Source organism: Desulforamulus aquiferis, assembly GCF_030577015.1.
Lineage (GTDB): Bacteria > Bacillota > Desulfotomaculia > Desulfotomaculales > Desulfotomaculaceae > Desulfotomaculum > Desulfotomaculum aquiferis.
This window is the reverse complement of sequence record NZ_JARPTC010000019.1, coordinates 36948-56709: the sequence shown is the minus strand read 5'-3', so window position 1 is coordinate 56709 and position 19762 is coordinate 36948. Positions and strand designations below refer to the sequence as shown.

The window sequence follows — 19762 nt, the reverse complement described above, 5'->3', positions numbered from 1 at the left end:
GACTTCCTATTTATACCAGGCTAATAAACTTTATTAAGGAGCACCATGACTGGCTGCATACATATACTATAGTGTTAGCGTTTTACCAAAGGGGGGACCGGGGTGGAGAATAGTAAGGAAGAAGAAAGGCTTAATTCAAGGGATGAAACGAAGCACCAGGAACAGGGGGAATTATTGTCCCAAGGCCTGCACGAATCATTGCTAAAGCTGTTAAATTTTCAGGCAATTAATGGTGCAGACCAAAATAATACGATGATACTTTTAGCCTTGATGAATCTGTTAGGAATTGTCAACTGCATGAACAAAATTCTTCCAGATGACCAAAAGGTCAGGGGAACCGGAGAATTGGCTGGCCAAATAGCCGGCATGCTAGGGGGTACTGTACCTGACCCAACGCCTGCAGCAACACAAAATCCCGTGCCAGGAATGGGTTATATAGACCCCGGGCTTTTAGCTGCACTGGCTGGAATGATTGGTGGCCCTCACCAGAGGGGTCAAGGACAGGGGGAGCCGGTAAAAGGTGGTATTGACCCCGCCCTGCTGGCAGCCTTAGCCGGAATGCTGGGAGGGGGACAGGGAGCAGGGGGAATTAACCCCGCCGCCCTAGTGGGAGTGCTGGCTAATATGATGGGTCCCGGACATATGCGTCAACCGGAACCACCAAAGAATAAAGAGGTTCCGAAAAAGGAGGAAGTTGCTCCCCAGCCGGAAGAGAAAAGCAAACCCGTTAGGGAAATACCAAGGAAAGAGTTTCCGGGTCCCAGGGGAATCCTTAAGTGGGATCCTAGACTGGGCTAAATTACATCTTCCAATAAGGAGGTTATGAACAAGGTGTTTGGAAACTTAGGTGGTATATTATCCCAGGTGCAAAACATGCAAGAATCCCTAAAAGGAATAAGTGTGGAAATATCAGTGGGAGATGGAGCTGTAAGTGTTCTAATGGATGGTTCCCAGCAGCTTCAAGGAATTAAAATCAACCCGGATTTGATCAAAGGTGATATTACCCAATTAGAAGATCTTGTTGTGGAAAGTCTCAGAATTAGTCAGCAGGAAACTAGAAACAAAGTGCAGGAAGAGGTAGCTAAATTAACAGGAATTAATATTGGCAACTATATAAACATGTTCCAAAATAGGGGGTGAGACGCTTGCTTGGAAATATGTCCAAAATAATAGGGCAAATGCAAGGTTTACAGGAAACACTAAAAAGTCTCACCGTTGAGGGGAACGGTGGAAAAGGAGTAGTAAAAGTAATCATGAATGGGCAGCAAAATATACTGGCAGTACGATTTAATCCGGATCTTGTTGGCCAAATAGATTCTATAGAACTGGGTCAGATGATAATAGAGGCTTATAACGCTGCCCAGTCAAATAGTAAGGAAAAAGCAAAGGAGGAAGTTTCTAAAATTACGGGACTTAATCTATCTAATCTGCCCGGGCTGTTTTAAATTTGTGGTATTTACATCCAAGTAGGAGACCTAGAATAACCAAAAGAAGCATTAATTATTGTATTTGAAAGGATGGCCCGATAGCTCGGACGTCCTTTTTTTACTTCCACATGAAAAATTTGTCTTTACATCCTGTAACACAAAGTATGATTTCCTCATAATTTAATGTAAGAACGGTCCCGGGAAATCGTTCATGGAGTTTAACATAAGGAGGAATTTTGATGTCTAACGTGCTAGAAAGCATCAAGGAAAAAGTTGCCGGAGGTTACGGTGGTAATTTAGGTTTGTGCTGCTGCCTATTGCTGGCCCTGTTTATTATCGGTATTGCTTTGGTTTTCTGTGGCCTACTGCCTCTACATCTACTCGGCTTATATCTGTTCCTGGCACTGGCTATCTTCTGCTGCTGCTTCTCGTTTTGCTAATTAGTAAGTACAAAAGTTTTGAATCCTTTTTCTTTGAAAGGGCTACACCCTTGTGTAGCCCTTTCATCCAAGGATCAAATTGAGCTGGTGTAAGTTAGGGTAAGGAGTTGATTAAGGTGGCCAAAAAATCCAGCAACCGGCTCGCCAGCAACCTAGAGCAGCTGGTCTCAAGGGTGGAAAACATCTATGAACAAAGAGGAAGTGAACTGGACCAGGTTTCCGGTGTGCTGGGAAACATGGATAAGCTTGTTGAGATTATGGCAAAGGTTGAGCTTCAGAGAGAGGCTGAGGAACAACTGGATAGGAGACTGGCAAAACTTAATAAACTTGTAGAGAAACTTTCTATTCAGGAAGAAGTTCAGAGCAGAGACTTATCTGTGGAAGATACCGTGCGTAAGGTGATTAAAGGAGTAAAGGTCACAGGTAGGATTATGGATATTGTAGCTGGAAGCCTCGGGGTGATGTTAGACTCGATTTCAACAACGGTTAAAAGTGGTGAAGCTCAAAGCTCAACCAGATCAGCAAATCAAACTAAGGAACCTGTTGATTTAGCTGCGGTGCTTAGTCCACTGGGGGGCCTTCTCCAGGGGCTATTTGGCGAAAATAATGAAGTCGTTAAAGCGAAGCAGGATGAGAAGCTGGAAGAATAGTTCTTTTAAGGGGTCGGAGGGATGAGGCTATGGTCGAAACCAAGTCAAGGGAAAGAATTATATTATTTAAGACTCGCCTCCACCGTGGCGAACTGACCCCGCCCCATTTCGGGCTAATTAACTGGATGGGAGCGCAGGAAGTCCGAACCCTGCCTAATATCAACGGTGTATTTTGTATGGTGCCAGGAGAAGTTTCGGATGCGGAAATAATGGCTACCGGTGGGGTTTTGGCAATTGAAGAAAATATTAAAATAAAATTGCTGCCATGGTTACACCAAAAAAATAAGCTGACCTGGTGGGAGAATGAACAACTAATACCCTGGGGAGTCCACTATATTGGAGCTGATATTTGCTGGCAAGAAACCAGGGGTAGGGGAGTAAGGGTTGCGGTTGTTGACTCTGGAATAGACGGGGAACATCCCGATTTAAGGACTAATCTTAAGGGCGGGATAAACCTGATTAAGCGGGGTGCATCTTTCCAGGATGATAACGGCCATGGAACTCACATTGCCGGGATCATTGCCTCTGAAGATAGTGACAGTGGAGTTATAGGTGTGGCACCGGAAGCATGGCTTTACTCGGTTAAGGTACTAGATGAGATTGGCAACGGAACGATTCTGGGAGCAATTGAGGCCTTACAATGGTGCTTATATAACAGAATTGACGTAGTCAATATGAGTTTCGGCACAGACAAATATAGCCGGGCGTTTGAAGAAGCAGTTCGGACGGCGCATGAGCACGGGCTCTTGATAGTAGCCGCCGCCGGAAATGATGGTGAACCTGGTACTGTTGATTATCCTGCAGTTTTTGACGAAACACTTTGCATAGCTGCAGTGGACAGTAGGGGTAGATTGGCTAGTTATAGCAGCAGTGGGCCGGAGGTTGACCTGCTGGCCCCGGGGAGCAGCATTATTTCCTCTTATAAATGGGGCTCTTATGTCAGTTTAAGCGGTAGCTCCATGGCTGCGGCCCATGTTAGCGGTGCCGCTGCACTCCTTAGGGCTAGGTACCCCGGAGAAGGGATTGATGTACTGCGTCGGAGGTTATTATCAGGAGCTAAAGCGCAGAAATGGCCGGCTAAGTCAATGACCGGCGCGGGGATAACCCGGGTAGATACAGCAATACAAGGAGACTTTTTATAACAACACCTGGCCCATTGGGTCAGTATAAATAAATTCTTCATAATTAAGGTACGCTTAATGATACTGATTAAGCGTACCTTTCTTGTTGCCTTTCTTAGGGGTATAATGCTCCCTGCTGTGGCAGAAAATAGATGAAGGGGAGGTGATAGAATTGAGCGACCCACGTATTAAAAATCACCAAAACATGACAAAAACTTTTAAAGTAGGCGGGTTACAAGGGGGTATCCATGACAAGGAGGAAATAGAAACCTACCTATCCCAGATCGATGGAGTGGACAAGGTAATGGTTAATCTAGAGGAGAGCACCGTTTCTATTGACTTTGATCCAGGGGCCATTCACCTTGATTTCCTAAGGGGGACACTTAGAACTCTGGGGCATGATATTTTAGTGTAAGGGTGTATTATATAGGCTAAATATGGTTAGTAGAAGCAGAGGAGCAGGAAGCAAAAGAACGTCCCTCTGCTTCCCCTTTTGCTTTTTTTATTCTGATTGACATACTTGGGAGGTGGCCTATGAACGGTAAATTACTGGCACTAATAATAGCTGCCACTTCAGGCTTAACCATGGCCCTGCAGGGAACCCTGAACAGTGCTTTAGGCAAGATAATCGGCCTTTGGGAAACTACTTTTATAGTTCATGCCGTTGGAACGGTTGTGGTTGGAGTATTGGTATTCATCTGTCATTTGGGAACCTGCGACCTTGGCAAATGGGCCAGTGCTCCATGGTATACCTATCTTGGTGGTGTCCTTAGTGTATTGATTATTTATATGGTGGCACGTGCAATTCCTGTAGTAGGGGTGGCGCCAGCTACCACGGCCATTATTGTGGGACAGGTTTTGACGGCAGCAGCTATCGACCACCTGGGGTTGTTTGGAGTTGAGCGAATTCCTTTCAGTTGGTATCATGTGGGCGGAACCTTGTTAATGGCTACAGGAGCCTTCTTGCTGCTCAAGAAATGATTCTATCTAGGTATATTTATCTGCTGCCCCACCTGCAGGATATTGGGATTAGTAAGATTATTAGATTCTATTATGGCATCCAGGGTAACGTTGAATTTTGCCGCAATTTTCCAAAGGGTGTCGCCTGGTTGAACAATATAGACAGAATGATCGAGGGGGGGACCAGTTCCGGTATCTACATTAGGATTGCTGGCTGGTACACTCTTTTGGTTATAGCCCTTGATTGATCTTACTTCTACGGGAGTTCCTACGGGTACCTGAGGGAATAGTTCCTCAACATTTTTGTTGTGCATGCGAATACAACCTAGGGATACTTTATTGCCAATTGATGCGGGGTTGTTTGTGCCGTGGATGCCATAATTACCCCCGGGTATGTTTAACCCCATCCAGCGGCTGCCTAAAACTCCTCCAGGGTTGATCACCTTATTAATGACCTTATAATTACCGGCCGGTGTGGGGGTTGAGGGCTTACCAACGGCAATGGGGTAGGCTTTTGATAATTGCCCCCCCATATATACACTCAGTTGCCTGCTGGCAGGATCAATTACCAGTTCCATGCCTGCCCGATAAAAATTTATCTTAGACATAGGTTTCCTCCTTCCAAAGGGCTTAGTTTATTCTATGTACAGATTTTGTAGCTCACCACTAGTAAAAAAGGTATTTTGCAAAATTTGGGGAAATAGAGGTTATACTATTTTTGAGGGAGGAATCATCATGTCAGTGACCCTGCGGGCTCATGCAAAAATAAACCTCACCTTGGATGTGTTAGCCCGACGACCCGATGGATATCATGAGGTAGAGATGATAATGCAGAGTATAGAGTTGCATGATACTCTGAATTTTAATATTGCCCAGAAGGATATTACCTTAATGGTAACCGGACTACCAGTGCCGGAGGGAGCAGATAATCTGGTACTTAAGGCAGCTCATCTCTTGAGGGAATTCTCAGGCACTGAACTCGGAGCAACAATTTCTTTGAACAAAAAAATACCTGTGGCTGCAGGATTGGCCGGGGGTTCCACCGATGCTGCGGCTACAATGCTGGGTCTCAACCAGCTATGGAACCTTGGCTTACAAAGAGATGATTTAATGGGGCTGGCCCTACAGCTAGGGGCTGATGTGTCCTTCTGCCTGCTTGGCGGCACTGCAATCGCTAGGGGTATTGGTGAAGTCCTTAGTCCCTTAGCTTCTGCACCAAGGTTCGGAGTAGTCCTTGTAAAGCCTTCATTTGGCATAAGCACAAAGGATGTTTATCAGAATTTAAGTTTGGATAATCTTGGGTTAAGACCAAACACTTCGGCAATGGTTAGGGCATTAGGGGAGGGGAACCTTAAACAAGTTGCAGGGGAATTGGTTAATGTACTTGAGAGTGTTACCATTCAAATAAAGCCAGAATTAAATGAGCTTAAGACAAAGCTTAAAAAGGCAGGATGCCAGGGGGTATTGATGTCTGGCAGCGGGCCTACAATTTTCGGGCTAACGGCTGATATGAAGTCGGCGGTAGAGGTTGCTAAGGGCCTTGATTTACCGGATTGTCAGGTGCTAGTTACGGGTATGATATAGAAAAATACTTAAGTGGAAAGGTATTTTTACTGATACCTGGAATTATAAACCATTATGTTGTTTGAGGAGGATGGGGAGAGATGAGCGAGCCAAGATTGGTACCAATAAAATTAGATGCCTACAAACCTTTGCGGGAAATTGTGTTTGAAACATTAAGGGAAGCCATTCTTGCAGGTAAGTTGGAACCTGGGGAAAGGCTTATGGAAATTCAACTTGCCGAAGAAATGGGTGTCAGTAGAACTCCTGTTAGAGAAGCCATTCGTAAACTTGAGCTGGAAGGCTTTGTGGTCATGATTCCCCGCAAGGGAGCATACGTAGCTGGGATATCCCTAAAGGATGTAACAGATGTTTTCGAAGTGAGGGCTGCCCTTGAGGCATTGGCGGCCGGGCTTGCTGCTGAGAGAATAACAGATGAGGAAATTGATCGACTTGATAGATCTTTGGTAGCCTACTCGGAGCAAACCAACCAGCAAAATATAGAGGGCATAGTTGAAACTGATACGGATTTTCATGATCTGCTCTATAAGGCCAGCCGCAATGAAAGGCTAATGGTGATGATTACTCATTTAAGGGAAATTATTCAAAGGGTTAGGACAGTATCCCTTTCCCAACCAGGCAGAAGTAAGGATGCCGTAGATGAACACCGTCAAATTGTTGATGCAATTGCCGACCGTAATGTTGAATTGGCACAGACATTGGCTAGGGAACATATTTATAATGCAGAGAATAGTATGCTGAATTCCCTCAAGGGGGCAAACAAAAAGAATGATTGATGCCATGGTTTTAGCTGGGGGTCTTAATAATGGGCCTTTACAATCCTGCAGCAAAGTACCCTACGAAGCATTGATTGAAATAGGACCAAATCCAATGATAAACTACGTTATTAATGCCTTGCAAAATTCAGGACAGGTGGGGCGAGTTATTGTTGTTGGGCCTGCCGAGCTAAAATCTGTATTACCTCCCGGGGTAATGCTGGTGGAATCAGGATATACTGTGATGGAAAATCTACATAGGGGATGCTCCCTATTGAAGGAGAGATTTTTATTAGCAACGGGAGATATACCCCTTTTGACACCGGAGGTTGTTACAGGCTTTCTTAGCCTATGCGGAGATAAACAGGCAGATATCTACTTTCCGCTGGTAACCAGGGAGTCAGTGGAGAAAATGTTTCCTGGGGCACGCAGAACTTACATTAAATTTAAAGAGGGTATCTTTACTGCCGGAAACCTCTTTCTAATTAATCCTAGGGAGGTAGAAAGATGTTTAGCCATCGGCCAGGAACTTGTTGATTTAAGAAAGAAACCTCTGTCACTGGCTCGGCGTGTGGGATTGGTAACCTTAACAAAATTAATAATACACCAACTTTCATTGACAGAAGCTCAAAACCGGGCCTCCAGATTACTGGGGATTGACGGAAAGGCTGTAGCCTGTGCTTTCCCGGAGCTGGGTATGGATGTGGATAAACCGGATGATCTGCAGCTTATTAGACAGATTTTAGTCCAGGAAAGTAAAAAAATGACTGTTAATAACTTATGCAGAGCCTAAAAAACAAAATACAAACCTCCTATGATAAAAGGCGGTTACTAAGGGGCAAAGAACGTGGCTGACATAAATGTAACGCTGGAACAAATATATGAAGCAAGGGAAAGACTCAGGGGTATAGTTAAACACACCTCACTGGAACATGCCGAAGGTTTCAGCCAGATGGCAGGCTGCGAAGTATTTTTAAAATTAGAAAACATGCAAAAAACAGGCTCATTTAAAATCAGGGGTGCATATAACAAAATAGCCACCTCTGAAAAGGAGCTAGTAAGGGGAGTAGTTGCTGCTTCCGCTGGTAACCATGCCCAGGGGGTAGCCTACGCATCCAGTAAAGCTGGTATTCAGGCCACCATAGTTATGCCGGAGGGAGCACCAATTACTAAAGTAGAGGCCACCAGGTCCTATGGGGCTAAAGTAGTGTTGGCGGGGCAAGATTACGACCAGGCCTTTGCCGAGGCTCAGAAAATTCAGCGGGAAACTGGGGCCGTATTTGTTCATGCCTTTAATGATCCTTTGGTTATTGCGGGTCAAGGCACCGTAGGTTTGGAACTGTTAGAAGATTTACCTGATTTGGATACTGTTTTGGTTCCCATTGGTGGGGGAGGACTTATTTCCGGCTTAGCCTGTGCCATTAAAGCACTAAAACCCGAGGTTAGAATTATCGGTGTAGAGGCTTCCGATGCTCCCTGTATGCTGGAGGCTTGTCGTTTAGGACATATACATGAGTTGAAGTCCGCCCAGACTATCGCTGATGGGATAGCTGTGCGTAAACCGGGGGAACTAACCTTTGAGATGGCCCGACGGTATGTTGATGACATTGTTACGGTGGATGACGAAGAAATAGCCTGGGCCATTATTACTATTCTGGAAAGATCTAAACTCATTGTTGAAGGTGCTGGAGCAGTGGGTATTGCTGCATTGATGCACAATAAATGCCGGTGTGAAGGAAAAAAAGTTGCAGTTATACTTAGTGGTGGCAATATTGATGTCAACGTCATATCTATAATCATAGAGCGAGGCTTAGTGAAGGCGGGACGGTATTTAAGAATGAGGACCATTGTCACCGATAAGCCTGGGTCCCTTCAAAGACTACTGTCTGTGTTGGCTGCTTCAGGGGCAAACGTAATTTCTATAGTTCACGATCGAATCAAACCTAACGTGCCATTAAAGCAGGCGGAAGTTGATATCACTTTAGAGACCAGAAATCATCGACATATAGAAGAAATTGTCGAATTGTTACAAAACGAGGGCTATACGTTAGATTTTTTGAAATAGTTAAAAAAAAAACATGAGAAAACTAAAAGAAACCTAATATAAGAAGCAGGATTTTCCTTTTCGCTGCAGAATTTACTAGCCCAACAGAATTTGTGGCAGCGGAAGGTGGTGAATAATTTGCACGTGACGGATGTGCGGGTACGGAAAGTGCTCCAAGAAGGCAAAATGAAGGCCATCGTATCAGTAACCCTGGATGATGCCTTTGTGATTCACGACGTTAAGGTGGTTGAAGGGCAAAATGGGTTGTTTGTAGCAATGCCTAGTAGAAAGACCCCGGATGGTGAATTTCGCGATATTGCACACCCAATTACATCATCAGCTAGAGAAATTATCCAAAGCGCAGTCTTACAAGCCTATCAAGAAGCTATTTAACTAAGCAATTGGTAATAATATATAAAAGGGGAGCACAAGGCTCCCCTTCTTTATTTAACCTGTAACCCTTGATGGTACAGGTTTATCTGGCTGTTGAAGAGGATACAGCTGGGTTTTAATGATGTCGTTGGGATTATTAAAACAGAAACATGAGGCATTAGTGTGCCTCATGTTTCTGATTATGGGGGGTAATTTTAATTTTGAATATTCTTTGTTTGCCGTAATTTGATATTTTTAAGAGGAAATTAAAATTTTTTGTGGAAAAATTAAGGTTGTGGGCAAAAACTTTTGTATTTGGGGATATGCTATAGTATAAAAAATTAGAAAACCTTCTTTTTTTGTCACTTTTGCAAGCAGGATGGCTTTTCTAAAAATTGTGTTTATGTTGAAGATAGGAGGGGCACCGAAATGGAGCTTGGGGCGGTGGTCCTGGCGGCAGGAAAAGGTACCAGAATGAAGTCTGATTTACCAAAGGTATTACATCAAATCTGTGGAAAACCCATGTTAGGTCATGTAATGGATACAGTGGCTAATGCTGGAGTTACAAAAGCCGTAGTGGTGGCTGGCTTTGGATTTGAACAGGTAATAGACTTTGTAGGGGATAGGGCCAAGGTGGTATTGCAGGAAGAACAACTTGGCACAGCACATGCCCTAATGCAAGCAAAGGGAGAATACCTTGAAACCCAGGGGCATTTGCTGGTGGTCTGTGGTGATACACCTTTGCTGCGTGAAGGTACCCTTAAAAAATTAGCTCAATATCACAAAGATACCGGTGCGGCTGCAACTCTTCTAACGGCAAAAATGGATAATCCCGCTGGATATGGTCGTGTTATCCGAAGGGAAAACGGTGCTGTTTCTAAGATTGTAGAGCAGAAGGACGCAGCACCCGAGGAACTTCTGGTGGAGGAAATTAATACCGGTGTATATTGTTTTAAAATTGAGGGGTTGTTTGAGGCCCTTAGCCAAATAACTCCTGCCAACGCCCAGGGAGAGTACTATCTAACGGATGTTATACAAATATTTGTTAGTAAAGGGCTTATAGTTCAGGCAGTGACCATGGAAGATGCCCAGGAGGTTCAGGGCATAAATGATCGTATTCAACTGTCAAGGGCAGAGCAGGTGCTGCGTCGGAGAGTTTTGGAAGATCTCATGGCCCATGGGGTTACCGTTGTTGACCCAGGTAATACCTATATAGACCAAGGAGTGGTGGTGGGTAGGGATACTATTATTCAGCCCATGACTTTTCTTTTAGGGAAAACCAGGATAGGTAGCGGCTGTTCCATTGGTCCCGGCAGTAAAATTACTGATTGTGTTATTGGTAATAATGTGGATATCCAATATTCCGTAGTTTCCGAAAGCAGCATGGGGGATGGTACTGTGGTAGGTCCCTACGCTTATATTCGCCCGGGAACCCTTATTGGTGATAATGCCAAAATTGGTGATTTTGTTGAGATTAAGAAGTCAACCATCGGCAGTGGCAGTAAGATACCTCACCTGAGTTATGTGGGTGATGCCACCATCGGTGAAAGGGTAAATGTTGGCGCGGGAACAATCACCTGTAATTATGATGGCAAGAACAAGTTTAAAACCATACTTGAGGATGGCGCCTTTATAGGCAGTAATACCAACCTGGTGGCTCCTGTTAAGGTGGGTAAAGGCTCGGTAATAGCTGCCGGCTCAACCATTACCAAGGATGTTCCAGAGGGTGCACTGGGTGTAGCCAGGGAAAGACAGACCAATGTAGCAGAATGGGTAAAAAGACGTAAATAAAGGGATTTTCCCAAAGTTTGGAGGTTAATCAATGTCTTCCGGTAGCAAACGATTGAAAATATTCGCAGGTAACGCAAACCCTGAACTAGCCCAGGAAATATGCCAGTACCTTGGGGTTACCATGGGTGCTTCCAGGATTTCCAGGTTTAGTGATGGGGAGATAAGAGCCGAGGTTGATGAAAGTGTAAGGGGTGCTGACGCCTTTATAGTCCAGCCAACTTCAACCCCTGTAAACGAGCATTTAATGGAACTATTAATCATGGTGGATGCATTACGCAGGGCTTCTGCTCGACGGATTACCGCTGTTATGCCCTATTATGGATATGCTAGACAGGATAGGAAAACCAGAGCCAGGGCACCGATTACCGCCAAGATGGTGGCAAATATTATTACCGCCAGTGGCTGCCGGAGAATGATAACCATGGACCTTCATGCGGGACAGATACAGGGATTTTTTGATATTCCAGTGGATCACCTGCCGGGAGTTCCCATCTTAGCTGAGTATTTTCATCAAACCATGAAAAAGGATGTAGTAGTGGTTTCTCCCGACATTGGAGGGGTGACTCGAGCCAGGGATTTGGCCGAAAGGATTGGAGCTCCCCTGGCGATCATTGATAAACGTCGCCCAGAGCCTAACGTGGCTGAGGTTACCAACATTATTGGCAGCATCAAAGGAAAGTCAGTAATTATGATTGATGATATCATTGACACGGCCGGAACCATAACTAAGGGAGCTGCCGCTCTGATGGAGCGTGGAGCCAAAGAAATCTATGTTTGCTGTACCCATGCTGTGCTGTCAGGGCCAGCCATCCAAAGGTTAGAGGAATCTGTTATTAAAGAGGTTGTTATTACCAATACCATTCCTTTGCCACCGGAAAAGATGATTGATAAAATTAAAGTGCTCTCAGTGGCTCCGCTGCTGGGAGAAGCCATTATTCGTATCCATGAAGACCTTTCTGTAAGCAAGCTTTTCTCATAAGGCAAGCAAAACCCGTCACCCCAAAGGGGGTGGCGGGTTTTGCAGATTGTCGAAAAACTACCTATATTCGGGTTTTAATAATCCCTCACTTCGGGCGAAAATGGGCCGCCTTCGAGTAAACATCGTGTTTACCTCAGGCTTTCGCGGACGTCCATGTCCGCTCACCCATTTTCGCATCCTCAGCTTCGCGAAGCGCTGTTTCCACTGCTTCGAATGTCGCTGTTCGGGATTATTAAAACCCAATTGTATCTTTTTCAACAAACCCGTCACCTAGACCAATAATGGTAAAAGATGGTGTTTAGCTCTTCACTATCCTCGCCTTGATAATTGCCATCGAAGGCTCCGGTTTCTAATAAATCAGGTCTGAGATCCTCTTCATGATGGTTGCTCAAATTAAATCACCCCCTGTTTCGTTATTTTATTTAGGGTGTGATAGATTCAGAAGATGTATACAGGGACTTTAATTCATGATAGTCAAGGATTATTAATGAAGCTGACACTTGGCTTGGGGTAAATTATTCCATAAAAAAACCTGTTGACAGTGAATTGGTTGGTTGGTAAACTTTAAATTACTTAATTTAATAATGTGCTCTTATCCCGAGAGGTGGAGGGACTGGCCCTATGAAACCCAGCAACCATCCGGTGATTTTCCGGACAGGTGCTAATTCCTGCAGAAGTATATCTTCTGACAGATAAGAGGTGTGCAGCGATAAAATCGTTAAACCTCTTCTGTGTAAAGAAGAGGTTTATTTTGTACACGGGCAAGGGAGCACGAAGGAGGAAATATAAATGGGTGTGGAACGTACCTATGCTGAAATTAATGCCCGAATTAAAGAGGGCAAGGCGGTTGTTGTAACTGCTGAAGAGGTAATTGAAAAAGTCCGGGAGCAAGGGCTGGCCAAAACTGCCGCCCAGGTGGATGTAGTTACCACCGGTACCTTTGGTCCAATGTGTTCCTCGGGTGCGTTTTTAAACTTTGGTCATTCCAATCCCCGTATTAGGATGCAGAAAGTTTGGCTGAACAATGTTCCTGCTTATACGGGTATTGCTGCAGTAGATGCTTACATGGGGGTTACTGAGGTTCCCGAGGATGATCCCACCAACAGTAATTACCCAGGGGAGTTTCGTTATGGTGGAGGCCATGTAATTGAAGATTTGGTAAGCGGTAAGGAGGTTAAGCTAGAGGCCCTTTCCTATGGGACCGATTGCTATCCCCGCAAGGAGATTGAAACCACCATTACTTTGGATCAGATTAATGAGGCCATCCTATTCAATCCAAGAAATGCTTACCAAAACTATAACTGTGCTGTAAACCTGAGTGATAAAACCATCCATACCTATATGGGGACATTGAAGCCACGGTTGGGGAATGCCACCTACTCAACTTCAGGGCAATTAAGTCCCCTAATGAAGGATCCCAACTTTGCTACCATTGGCATCGGAACAAGAATATTTCTAGGCGGTGGAGTTGGCTATGTGGTTTGGAATGGTACCCAGCATTTCCCTGGATGGCTCAAAGACAGTGAGGGAAATATAGTTGGTTCAGCCGGCGGAACCCTTTCTGTAATGGGTGATCTTAAGCAAATGAAAGCCCAATGGCTCAGGGGTACCAGTTTCCAGGGTTATGGAGCAACACTGACAGTTGGTTTAGGTATTCCGATACCGATTCTAAATGAAGAAATTTTAAAATTTGCTGCCCTTTCTGATGAGGAACTGCACGCTCCGGTGGTAGATTACAGCGAAAATTATCCCAACCGGGTGGGTGGTAACCTGGGACTGGTAAGTTATGCACAGCTTAAGTCAGGTAAAATAACTGTTGAAGGCAAGGAAGTGGCCACTGCACCCCTTTCCAGTTATCCAAAGGCTAGGGAAATTGCCGGTCTCCTGAAAACCTGGATTCAAAAGGGAGATTTCCAATTGGGAGAGCCTGTACAATTACTACCCGGACCATCAGCAGGCCTAACAGCTAAACCTCTGGATATAAGATAAAGAAGGGAGCGGATTGATATGGCACCGCATAAAATTGTACTGCGTTTTAGTTCTACAACTTCAGATCGTCCAATAATATATCACTTGGTTAAAGATTATGACTTAGTGGTTAATATAGTAAAGGCAAAGATAAATCCTCACCTGGAAGGAACCATGGTTTTAGACCTGGACGGGGAAAGATATGAGGAAGGTATTGAATACCTTCGCAATCAGGGAATTACGGTACACCCCTTAAATCAGGAAGTAGTTCGCAACAATGATAGGTGTACCAGTTGTGGGGCCTGCACGGTTCACTGCCCTGCTGGGGCCCTCTTTATGGAGCGTCCCTCAATGGAAGTGAAATTCAATGGTGATAAGTGTGTTGTCTGCCTACATTGTTTAAAGGTTTGCCCATTAAGGGCAATGGAGGTAAGGATCTAATTGGAATATATCCAGCGAACCTATCGTAACCTGCACAAGCAGGCTGATTTGGTGCATTTCCAAGTTAGCATTCAGGAAACGGATTTGGATATTGGTGTTCGGAGAGACCGCTTTAGTCCAGAACTTGTTTCTTGGATCGAAGTGTTAGTACAGGAACAGAGAAAGTACCTGGAAGATTACATTCAGCGGGATCCCCAGTTTAAAAAGACTCTAAAGCCTCACGAAATGTTGGAGGGAGCTCCGAAACTGGCTATTGAGATGGCCGAAGCAGCCAGAGCAGCAGGGGTAGGGCCCATGGCTGCAGTTGCCGGTGCCTTTGCCCAGTATGTAGGAAAAGCCCTTGCTAAGAGAACCAGGGATGTTATTGTTGAGAACGGGGGAGATATATTTATGCGCAGCACCAGTACCAGGAAGGTTGGTGTATTTGCAGGTTCCTCCCCCTTTACCAATAAAATAGCCGTAGAGATTAAAAGTTGGCAAACACCCCTGGGGATTTGTACTTCGTCGGGTACCGTGGGCCACTCTTTGAGCCTTGGCAATTCCGATGCTATCATTATTTTATCTCCCTCTACGCCCTTGGCAGATGCTGTAGCCACCGCGGCAGGCAATTTGGTTCAATCGGAAGAGGATGTGCAAAGGGCTGTGGATTTTGCCGCATCGGTGACCGGGGTAGTAGGTGCTATAGCCATAAAGGGTGAAAAACTGGCAGCCTGGGGTCAGATAAAGCTGGTGCCTATGTAAAAACACCTTATTAATTAAAGCCAACTAGTGTAAAATGAAGTTAATTTAACTAAAGGCGGGTGTTTATTATTAATAAGCCAGTGTGTTCTCAATGTCAGAAAGAAATGGTCATGATTATGTCGGAGGAATCCCTTAATCAGGAACCGCAAATCTTTGCCCTTAATGAGCTGATTAGAAAAGATGATGGTACATACGAAGTTAATCAAGAACGGGGTTTACCTGTAGTGATTATCCTCTGCGAGTCCTGTGGGTATATCATGCAGTACTCAGCCCACAAGATGAAAATGGGCTAGGAGATAATAAATTTTTAAAGAAAGATAAATGCAATACTTTTGTCATGGCTAAAATTTAAAAAGTTTTCTACAATATAGTTACATGGGAACTATATAAGGAGGAACAGGTCATGGAGTTAACTATTAACGATATCCTTGATGTGGCTATTAAATCCGAGGAGAGCAGCTTTATATTTTACAAGGAGATGGCAGGTAAGTCCCAAAATCCCGAAACGGTAAAAATTCTGAAGAAGCTTTCCCAGGATGAAAAGGATCATTTGGAATATTTGATTTGGCTAAAGTCCGGCGACCCCATTAACGAACAGGTCTACTTTGACGGCTTTGAGGAAGCAGGACAGCTTAGTGCTGAAATGTTACCAAAAGAAGTATTGCAAATTGCCATTCAACGGGAAGGGGCAGCAGCCAAAATGTACCGTCAAATGGCAGACATTTTCAAAGAACAGCCAGATAAGAATTTTATTTTTGAACGTATGGCCCGAGAAGAAGATCATCACGCCTCCGCAGTAGCCGCCATGCTCAAAGAGTTCTAAAACATAACCTGAGTCAGGGATGGTTCTCAGACTCACTTTTGCGAACAAAGATGAAACAAAGGCTCAACTGTCAGGTGTGTACCTGATTGTTGAGCCTTTGCTTTTGGAATTGACTCAGTTTAGCAGGTCTTTGGTTGTTGATATTACGAAGTCTATGTCTTGGGAGGAGACATCCTTGTGGGTGACCATTCTGATGATGCCTGGTCCAAAGGTTGCACACTTTATATGTTGAACGGACAGCTTGTCCACCAATACAGAGGCAGATATTTTCCCCTCAACTTTTACTACAATTATATTTGTCTGGACCCTTTGCAAGTCAATACTTATGCCAGGTATAGAGGAAAGGCCTGTAGCCAGGCGAAGGGCGTTAGCGTGGTCTTCTTTTAATCTATCCACTGACTGAAGGGCTATTAAGCCCGCAGCAGCTAAAACACCGGCTTGACGCATCCCTCCACCTAAAATCTTGCGATACTTGCGGGCAGCGTCAATAAATTCTGAGGTTCCTGCCAGAAGTGAGCCTACCGGGGCTGACAAACCCTTTGATAGGCAGAACATAACGGAATCGCAGCAACAAGTAAGCTCTTTAACATTGATATTAAGGCTAATGGCGGCATTAAAAATCCTGGCACCATCTAGGTGAACTTTAAGATCTTGCCTATGGCATATCCCATATAGCTCTTCCATGGTAGCCGGGGCTAAAACCGTTCCTCCCCCCCGATTGAAGGTGTTTTCTAAGCAAACCAGTGAAGTTTTGGGGAAATGGATATCTTCCGGTTTAAGGGTTTCTTTAAGGATTTCAGGGCCTTGGGGAGTTAATAGTCCTTTCACCGGGTTAAGCTGGACACCTGCAAGCAATGCCGGCCCACCGGCTTCATAGTAATAAATATGCGCTTCGCTATCTAAAATAACCTCTTCGCCTCGTTTGGTATGAACCAGCACCGCAATTTGGTTACCCATGGTTCCTGAGGGAACAAAAAGAGCAGATTCCTTTCCCATTAAAGCAGCAGCTTTTTTCTCCAGTTCTCGCACGGTAGGATCCTCGCCGTATACATCATCCCCAACCGGGGCGGAGGCCATGGCAGCCCGCATTTCATTTGTTGGCAAAGTAACTGTATCACTCCGCAAATCAATAGCTTTTATTTTAATCATCTCCTAATAAGGCTCCGGGCCAGTAATTTTATGGGTTACTTAAAAAGTATACTACAGAGTTTTAAAGGCGCAAATTTTATTTTATTTTGTCATATTCATAATAATCCGAACAAGTTACTCTGATATAATCATGATTGGTTATCCCAACTACAATATTAGATGGAGGCATAAAATGGCAGCAACAAATGTAACAAACGTAAAACATGTTACCGCTGACCCATCTGCACTAGGACTATTTGGACTGGCTATGGTTACCCTGGTGGCTTCTACCCAGAAGCTTGGTTGGACCGAGGGGGTGGCCCTTGTGCTACCCTGGGCTATTTTTCTAGGGGCATTTGCCCAACTGATGGCATGCATTTTAGATTTTAAGAAGGATAATATTTTTGGTGCAACTGCCTTTGGGGGATATGCATTTTTTTGGATGGCAGTTTCTATGACCTGGTTAGTGAATCTGGGTGTTTTTGGAGAAAAGGCCGCTGCAACGGCTGATTTGCATCAATTAGGCTTTGCCTTTGTAGGATATCTTATCTTTTCACTGTTTATGACAGTAGGAGCCATGGAAACTAATAAGGTCTTATTCATTATTTTTGTATTGATTGATTTGTTGTTCATTGGCTTATCACTAAGTACCCTGGGTATTGGGGCTCACTTTTTTCACCAGTTGGCCGCATGGTCAGAATTATTTATTGCCATGGTAGGCTTTTATGGTTCTGCGGCGGTAGTTTTAAATGCCCATCTGGGAAGAACAATATTACCTATGGGTAAACCCTTTGGCATCTTAAAATAAAGGTAAAAATAGTATATCTGATAGGAAGGCTGTGCTTAGGCACAGCCTTTTTTCATGTAAATACGACAATAAACTTTATAGAAAACCGTTATGGTAGGTTGTATAATTCAGCTATACGAAATATTGTATAAAATCACATAATATCACATAACATGTCTTCTTCTAGGGCTTTAAGTATAGGACGATTCTTACAACAATGGGGTGGAGGAGGAAAATATGACAAAGGTCGATATTGAATTGCAAAGAAAGATGTGCAATCCACCTGATACTAATAGAACAAGTTGGGGGAAGGTTTTAGTTGTCGATGATTCCGTACTGCATCTGGAGACAGTAAAACTATATTTAGAAGCAGATGGTTTTCAGGTATTTTGTGCGGGGAACACTAGCGATGCCTGGTTAATCTTAAAGAAAGAGAAGCCTGATCTAGTACTCTTAGATGTGAGAATGCCTGGGGAGAATGGCATTGATTTTTTAAGAAACATGAAGGTCCATTTTGGAAGCACCATTGTAGTTATTATGACTGCATTTGGTAGCGAGGAGACTGCCGCTATGGCCCTTAAACTGGGGGCCTTTGATTATATTAAGAAGCCCCTTAAATTTAATAATTTAAGCAAAATAGTAGAAAAAGCCCTATCTATGAAAAACAAAATAATAAATCACAATAAGAGTATAGAGGCCCTGAAGAATGCCTATGAAAAGCTTCAAGTTAGTGCGGATTCAATTCTTCAGTGTATGTCAGCCGGGGTGGTGGCTGTTGATAATAGTCTAAATATAAGAATTATAAATCAAAAATTTATAGAATTTTTAGAAAAGGATCGAGAGATTGTAGTAGGTCAAAACTTCTATTATGCCTTTCCAGAGTTTGAAAAATATAGAATCCTTAGAAGTACCCTGGAAAATCAAAGAAGTGTTCGGATGCAAGAGATTAAATTTAATATAGGCCATATAGTAAAAACAATTATTGTGAACACCGACATTATTTATGACCACCATGGTAGCGGTATTGGAGCGGTTGCTACCTTAGAGGATATAACTGAGCTGCGCCATAAGGAAGAGATGCTTAGGGATCGTGAGAGGTTAGCCATTGTGGGGCAAATGGCAGCAGGTATGGCCCATGAGATAAAAAATCCCTTAACAGTCATAAAGGGTTTTGTACAGCTTCTCGCAAGAACTTCAGACCCTGGAATAAAGGTGTATGTAGATATTATAGATAATGAAACAACCAGGATGAATCAGGTTATCCAAGACTTTTTACAGTTAGCTAAACCAAAATCACTGGAAAGAAATTTAATGAACATTAATGAATTAGTTAAGCAAATGTACCCAATTATAGAATCTTTAGCCCTCATCAAAAAACATAATTGCATAGTCAAACTAGATAAAAATACTCCCTCAGTTTTAATGGACTCAGCCCAAATAAAGCAAGTAATACTTAACCTTTGTCAAAATGCCATGGAGGCAATGGATGAAGGAGGTAACCTCACGGTAGAAACAACCTTTCTTCCTGCAAAGGGTGAAGTGTGCTTAGACATTAAGGATACTGGTTGCGGTATACCACAAGAAAAGATTAAGTCCATAGGGGTACCCTTTTATACTACAAAGGCAGAAGGAACAGGTCTTGGCTTGAGCATTTGTTTTTCTATAGTGGACAAGCATAAGGGGAGAATTGATGTTCAAAGCCAGGAAGGTCAAGGTACGACATTTTCGGTCATTCTACCGATAGAAAGATAGTT

25 protein-coding genes and 1 riboswitch are annotated in these 19762 nt (G+C 43.8%); of the genes, 22 read left to right on the top strand and 3 right to left on the bottom strand.

Going from position 1 to position 19762, the window contains the following annotated elements; translation table 11 throughout:
* Positions 1-102 precede the first annotated feature (102 nt).
* The 8 genes from P6N53_RS12610 (at position 103) to P6N53_RS12575 (ending at position 4619) form a co-directional block, all read left to right on the top strand.
* On the top strand, positions 103-798 hold the full coding sequence (locus tag P6N53_RS12610) for a hypothetical protein (protein ID WP_304543688.1): 696 nt from the start codon (positions 103-105) through the stop codon (positions 796-798).
* Positions 799-822: 24 nt separating this feature from the next.
* Positions 823-1140: a YbaB/EbfC family nucleoid-associated protein gene (locus P6N53_RS12605; protein WP_304543687.1), complete on the top strand. Its 318-nt coding sequence runs from the start codon at positions 823-825 to the stop codon at positions 1138-1140.
* Between the two features lie 5 nt (positions 1141-1145).
* Positions 1146-1445, top strand: a complete 300-nt coding sequence (locus P6N53_RS12600; RefSeq protein WP_304543685.1) for a YbaB/EbfC family nucleoid-associated protein — start codon at positions 1146-1148, stop codon at positions 1443-1445.
* A 221-nt stretch (positions 1446-1666) separates the two neighbouring features.
* Positions 1667-1867 carry a hypothetical protein gene (locus P6N53_RS12595; protein WP_304543683.1) on the top strand — a complete coding sequence of 67 codons (201 nt, stop codon included), beginning with the start codon at positions 1667-1669 and terminating at the stop codon, positions 1865-1867.
* A 116-nt stretch (positions 1868-1983) separates the two neighbouring features.
* Entirely contained in the window at positions 1984-2517 is a 534-nt protein-coding gene (locus P6N53_RS12590) for a hypothetical protein (RefSeq protein WP_304543679.1), read from the top strand.
* Between the two features lie 29 nt (positions 2518-2546).
* Positions 2547-3659, top strand: coding sequence for a S8 family peptidase (locus tag P6N53_RS12585; protein WP_304543677.1), 1113 nt, complete (start codon positions 2547-2549; stop codon positions 3657-3659).
* Between the two features lie 142 nt (positions 3660-3801).
* Positions 3802-4053, top strand: coding sequence for a heavy-metal-associated domain-containing protein (locus P6N53_RS12580; RefSeq protein ID WP_304543675.1), 252 nt, complete (start codon positions 3802-3804; stop codon positions 4051-4053).
* Between the two features lie 119 nt (positions 4054-4172).
* On the top strand, positions 4173-4619 hold the full coding sequence (locus P6N53_RS12575) for a DMT family transporter (RefSeq protein ID WP_304543673.1): 447 nt from the start codon (positions 4173-4175) through the stop codon (positions 4617-4619).
* 2 nt (positions 4620-4621) lie between these two features.
* Here the strand turns inward: P6N53_RS12575 and P6N53_RS12570 are convergent, their stop codons facing one another.
* Positions 4622-5206 (bottom strand): L,D-transpeptidase family protein, encoded by a 585-nt coding sequence (locus P6N53_RS12570; RefSeq protein WP_304543671.1) that lies wholly within the window; start codon positions 5204-5206, stop codon positions 4622-4624.
* 127 nt (positions 5207-5333) lie between these two features.
* Between P6N53_RS12570 and ispE the strand changes: the two genes are divergently transcribed.
* From ispE to P6N53_RS12535, 7 genes are all read left to right on the top strand, one after another.
* A complete protein-coding gene (ispE, locus tag P6N53_RS12565) occupies positions 5334-6182 on the top strand; it encodes a 4-(cytidine 5'-diphospho)-2-C-methyl-D-erythritol kinase (protein ID WP_304543670.1) in 849 nt (282 codons plus the stop codon).
* 80 nt (positions 6183-6262) lie between these two features.
* Positions 6263-6955: a GntR family transcriptional regulator gene (locus P6N53_RS12560; protein ID WP_304543668.1), complete on the top strand. Its 693-nt coding sequence runs from the start codon at positions 6263-6265 to the stop codon at positions 6953-6955.
* Entirely contained in the window at positions 6948-7727 is a 780-nt protein-coding gene (locus P6N53_RS12555; RefSeq protein WP_304543667.1) for an NTP transferase domain-containing protein, read from the top strand. The genes P6N53_RS12560 and P6N53_RS12555 overlap by 8 nt, the downstream gene beginning before the upstream one ends.
* Positions 7728-7781: 54 nt before the next feature.
* Positions 7782-8999 (top strand): threonine ammonia-lyase, encoded by a 1218-nt coding sequence (gene ilvA, locus P6N53_RS12550; protein WP_304543666.1) that lies wholly within the window; start codon positions 7782-7784, stop codon positions 8997-8999.
* A 117-nt stretch (positions 9000-9116) separates the two neighbouring features.
* On the top strand, positions 9117-9371 hold the full coding sequence (gene spoVG / locus P6N53_RS12545) for a septation regulator SpoVG (RefSeq protein WP_013840248.1): 255 nt from the start codon (positions 9117-9119) through the stop codon (positions 9369-9371).
* Between the two features lie 408 nt (positions 9372-9779).
* A complete protein-coding gene (glmU, locus tag P6N53_RS12540) occupies positions 9780-11141 on the top strand; it encodes a bifunctional UDP-N-acetylglucosamine diphosphorylase/glucosamine-1-phosphate N-acetyltransferase GlmU (protein ID WP_304543662.1) in 1362 nt (453 codons plus the stop codon).
* 31 nt (positions 11142-11172) lie between these two features.
* Positions 11173-12120 carry a ribose-phosphate diphosphokinase gene (locus P6N53_RS12535; RefSeq protein WP_304543660.1) on the top strand — a complete coding sequence of 316 codons (948 nt, stop codon included), beginning with the start codon at positions 11173-11175 and terminating at the stop codon, positions 12118-12120.
* Positions 12121-12386: 266 nt separating this feature from the next.
* Here the strand turns inward: P6N53_RS12535 and P6N53_RS12530 are convergent, their stop codons facing one another.
* Positions 12387-12512, bottom strand: a complete 126-nt coding sequence (locus P6N53_RS12530; protein ID WP_304543658.1) for a hypothetical protein — start codon at positions 12510-12512, stop codon at positions 12387-12389.
* Positions 12513-12709: 197 nt separating this feature from the next.
* Positions 12710-12819, top strand: a riboswitch (SAM riboswitch).
* A gap of 90 nt (positions 12820-12909) precedes the next feature.
* Here P6N53_RS12530 and P6N53_RS12525 point away from each other — a divergent pair.
* From P6N53_RS12525 to P6N53_RS12505, 5 genes are all read left to right on the top strand, one after another.
* Positions 12910-14109, top strand: coding sequence for a homocysteine biosynthesis protein (locus P6N53_RS12525; protein WP_304543656.1), 1200 nt, complete (start codon positions 12910-12912; stop codon positions 14107-14109).
* 18 nt (positions 14110-14127) lie between these two features.
* Positions 14128-14529, top strand: coding sequence for an NIL domain-containing protein (locus P6N53_RS12520; RefSeq protein ID WP_304543654.1), 402 nt, complete (start codon positions 14128-14130; stop codon positions 14527-14529).
* On the top strand, positions 14530-15270 hold the full coding sequence (locus P6N53_RS12515; protein WP_304543652.1) for a UPF0280 family protein: 741 nt from the start codon (positions 14530-14532) through the stop codon (positions 15268-15270).
* A gap of 59 nt (positions 15271-15329) precedes the next feature.
* A complete protein-coding gene (locus tag P6N53_RS12510; protein WP_304543650.1) occupies positions 15330-15563 on the top strand; it encodes a hypothetical protein in 234 nt (77 codons plus the stop codon).
* Positions 15564-15673: 110 nt separating this feature from the next.
* Positions 15674-16093 (top strand): ferritin-like domain-containing protein, encoded by a 420-nt coding sequence (locus P6N53_RS12505; RefSeq protein ID WP_304543649.1) that lies wholly within the window; start codon positions 15674-15676, stop codon positions 16091-16093.
* A gap of 114 nt (positions 16094-16207) precedes the next feature.
* Here P6N53_RS12505 and ltaE read toward each other — a convergent pair whose 3' ends face one another.
* The gene (gene ltaE, locus P6N53_RS12500; protein ID WP_304543647.1) at positions 16208-17242 is read right to left on the bottom strand and encodes a low-specificity L-threonine aldolase; all 1035 of its coding nucleotides are present in this window, start codon (positions 17240-17242) and stop codon (positions 16208-16210) included.
* Between the two features lie 172 nt (positions 17243-17414).
* On the opposite strand from ltaE, the gene P6N53_RS12495 reads away from it, so the two are divergent.
* Together P6N53_RS12495 and P6N53_RS12490 are read left to right on the top strand one after the other, a co-directional pair.
* Positions 17415-18029, top strand: a complete 615-nt coding sequence (locus P6N53_RS12495; protein ID WP_304543646.1) for an acetate uptake transporter — start codon at positions 17415-17417, stop codon at positions 18027-18029.
* A 216-nt stretch (positions 18030-18245) separates the two neighbouring features.
* Positions 18246-19760: a hybrid sensor histidine kinase/response regulator gene (locus tag P6N53_RS12490; RefSeq protein WP_304543644.1), complete on the top strand. Its 1515-nt coding sequence runs from the start codon at positions 18246-18248 to the stop codon at positions 19758-19760.
* Positions 19761-19762: the final 2 nt, after the last annotated feature.

Bases quoted from the DNA above. Each gene is read 5' to 3' on its own strand.
- P6N53_RS12570 (WP_304543671.1), bottom strand. From the start codon at position 5,206: ATGTCTAAGATAAATTTTTATCGGGCAGGCATGGAACTGGTAATTGAT.
- ltaE (WP_304543647.1), bottom strand. From the start codon at position 17,242: ATGATTAAAATAAAAGCTATTGATTTGCGGAGTGATACAGTTACTTTG.
- P6N53_RS12605 (WP_304543687.1), top strand. From the start codon at position 823: ATGAACAAGGTGTTTGGAAACTTAGGTGGTATATTATCCCAGGTGCAA.
- P6N53_RS12490 (WP_304543644.1), top strand. From the start codon at position 18,246: ATGACAAAGGTCGATATTGAATTGCAAAGAAAGATGTGCAATCCACCT.
- ispE (WP_304543670.1), top strand. From the start codon at position 5,334: ATGTCAGTGACCCTGCGGGCTCATGCAAAAATAAACCTCACCTTGGAT.
- P6N53_RS12575 (WP_304543673.1), top strand. From the start codon at position 4,173: ATGAACGGTAAATTACTGGCACTAATAATAGCTGCCACTTCAGGCTTA.
- P6N53_RS12535 (WP_304543660.1), top strand. From the start codon at position 11,173: ATGTCTTCCGGTAGCAAACGATTGAAAATATTCGCAGGTAACGCAAAC.
- P6N53_RS12525 (WP_304543656.1), top strand. From the start codon at position 12,910: ATGGGTGTGGAACGTACCTATGCTGAAATTAATGCCCGAATTAAAGAG.
- P6N53_RS12560 (WP_304543668.1), top strand. From the start codon at position 6,263: ATGAGCGAGCCAAGATTGGTACCAATAAAATTAGATGCCTACAAACCT.
- glmU (WP_304543662.1), top strand. From the start codon at position 9,780: ATGGAGCTTGGGGCGGTGGTCCTGGCGGCAGGAAAAGGTACCAGAATG.
- P6N53_RS12585 (WP_304543677.1), top strand. From the start codon at position 2,547: ATGGTCGAAACCAAGTCAAGGGAAAGAATTATATTATTTAAGACTCGC.
- P6N53_RS12520 (WP_304543654.1), top strand. From the start codon at position 14,128: ATGGCACCGCATAAAATTGTACTGCGTTTTAGTTCTACAACTTCAGAT.
- P6N53_RS12595 (WP_304543683.1), top strand. From the start codon at position 1,667: ATGTCTAACGTGCTAGAAAGCATCAAGGAAAAAGTTGCCGGAGGTTAC.
- P6N53_RS12555 (WP_304543667.1), top strand. From the start codon at position 6,948: ATGATTGATGCCATGGTTTTAGCTGGGGGTCTTAATAATGGGCCTTTA.
- P6N53_RS12495 (WP_304543646.1), top strand. From the start codon at position 17,415: ATGGCAGCAACAAATGTAACAAACGTAAAACATGTTACCGCTGACCCA.
- P6N53_RS12505 (WP_304543649.1), top strand. From the start codon at position 15,674: ATGGAGTTAACTATTAACGATATCCTTGATGTGGCTATTAAATCCGAG.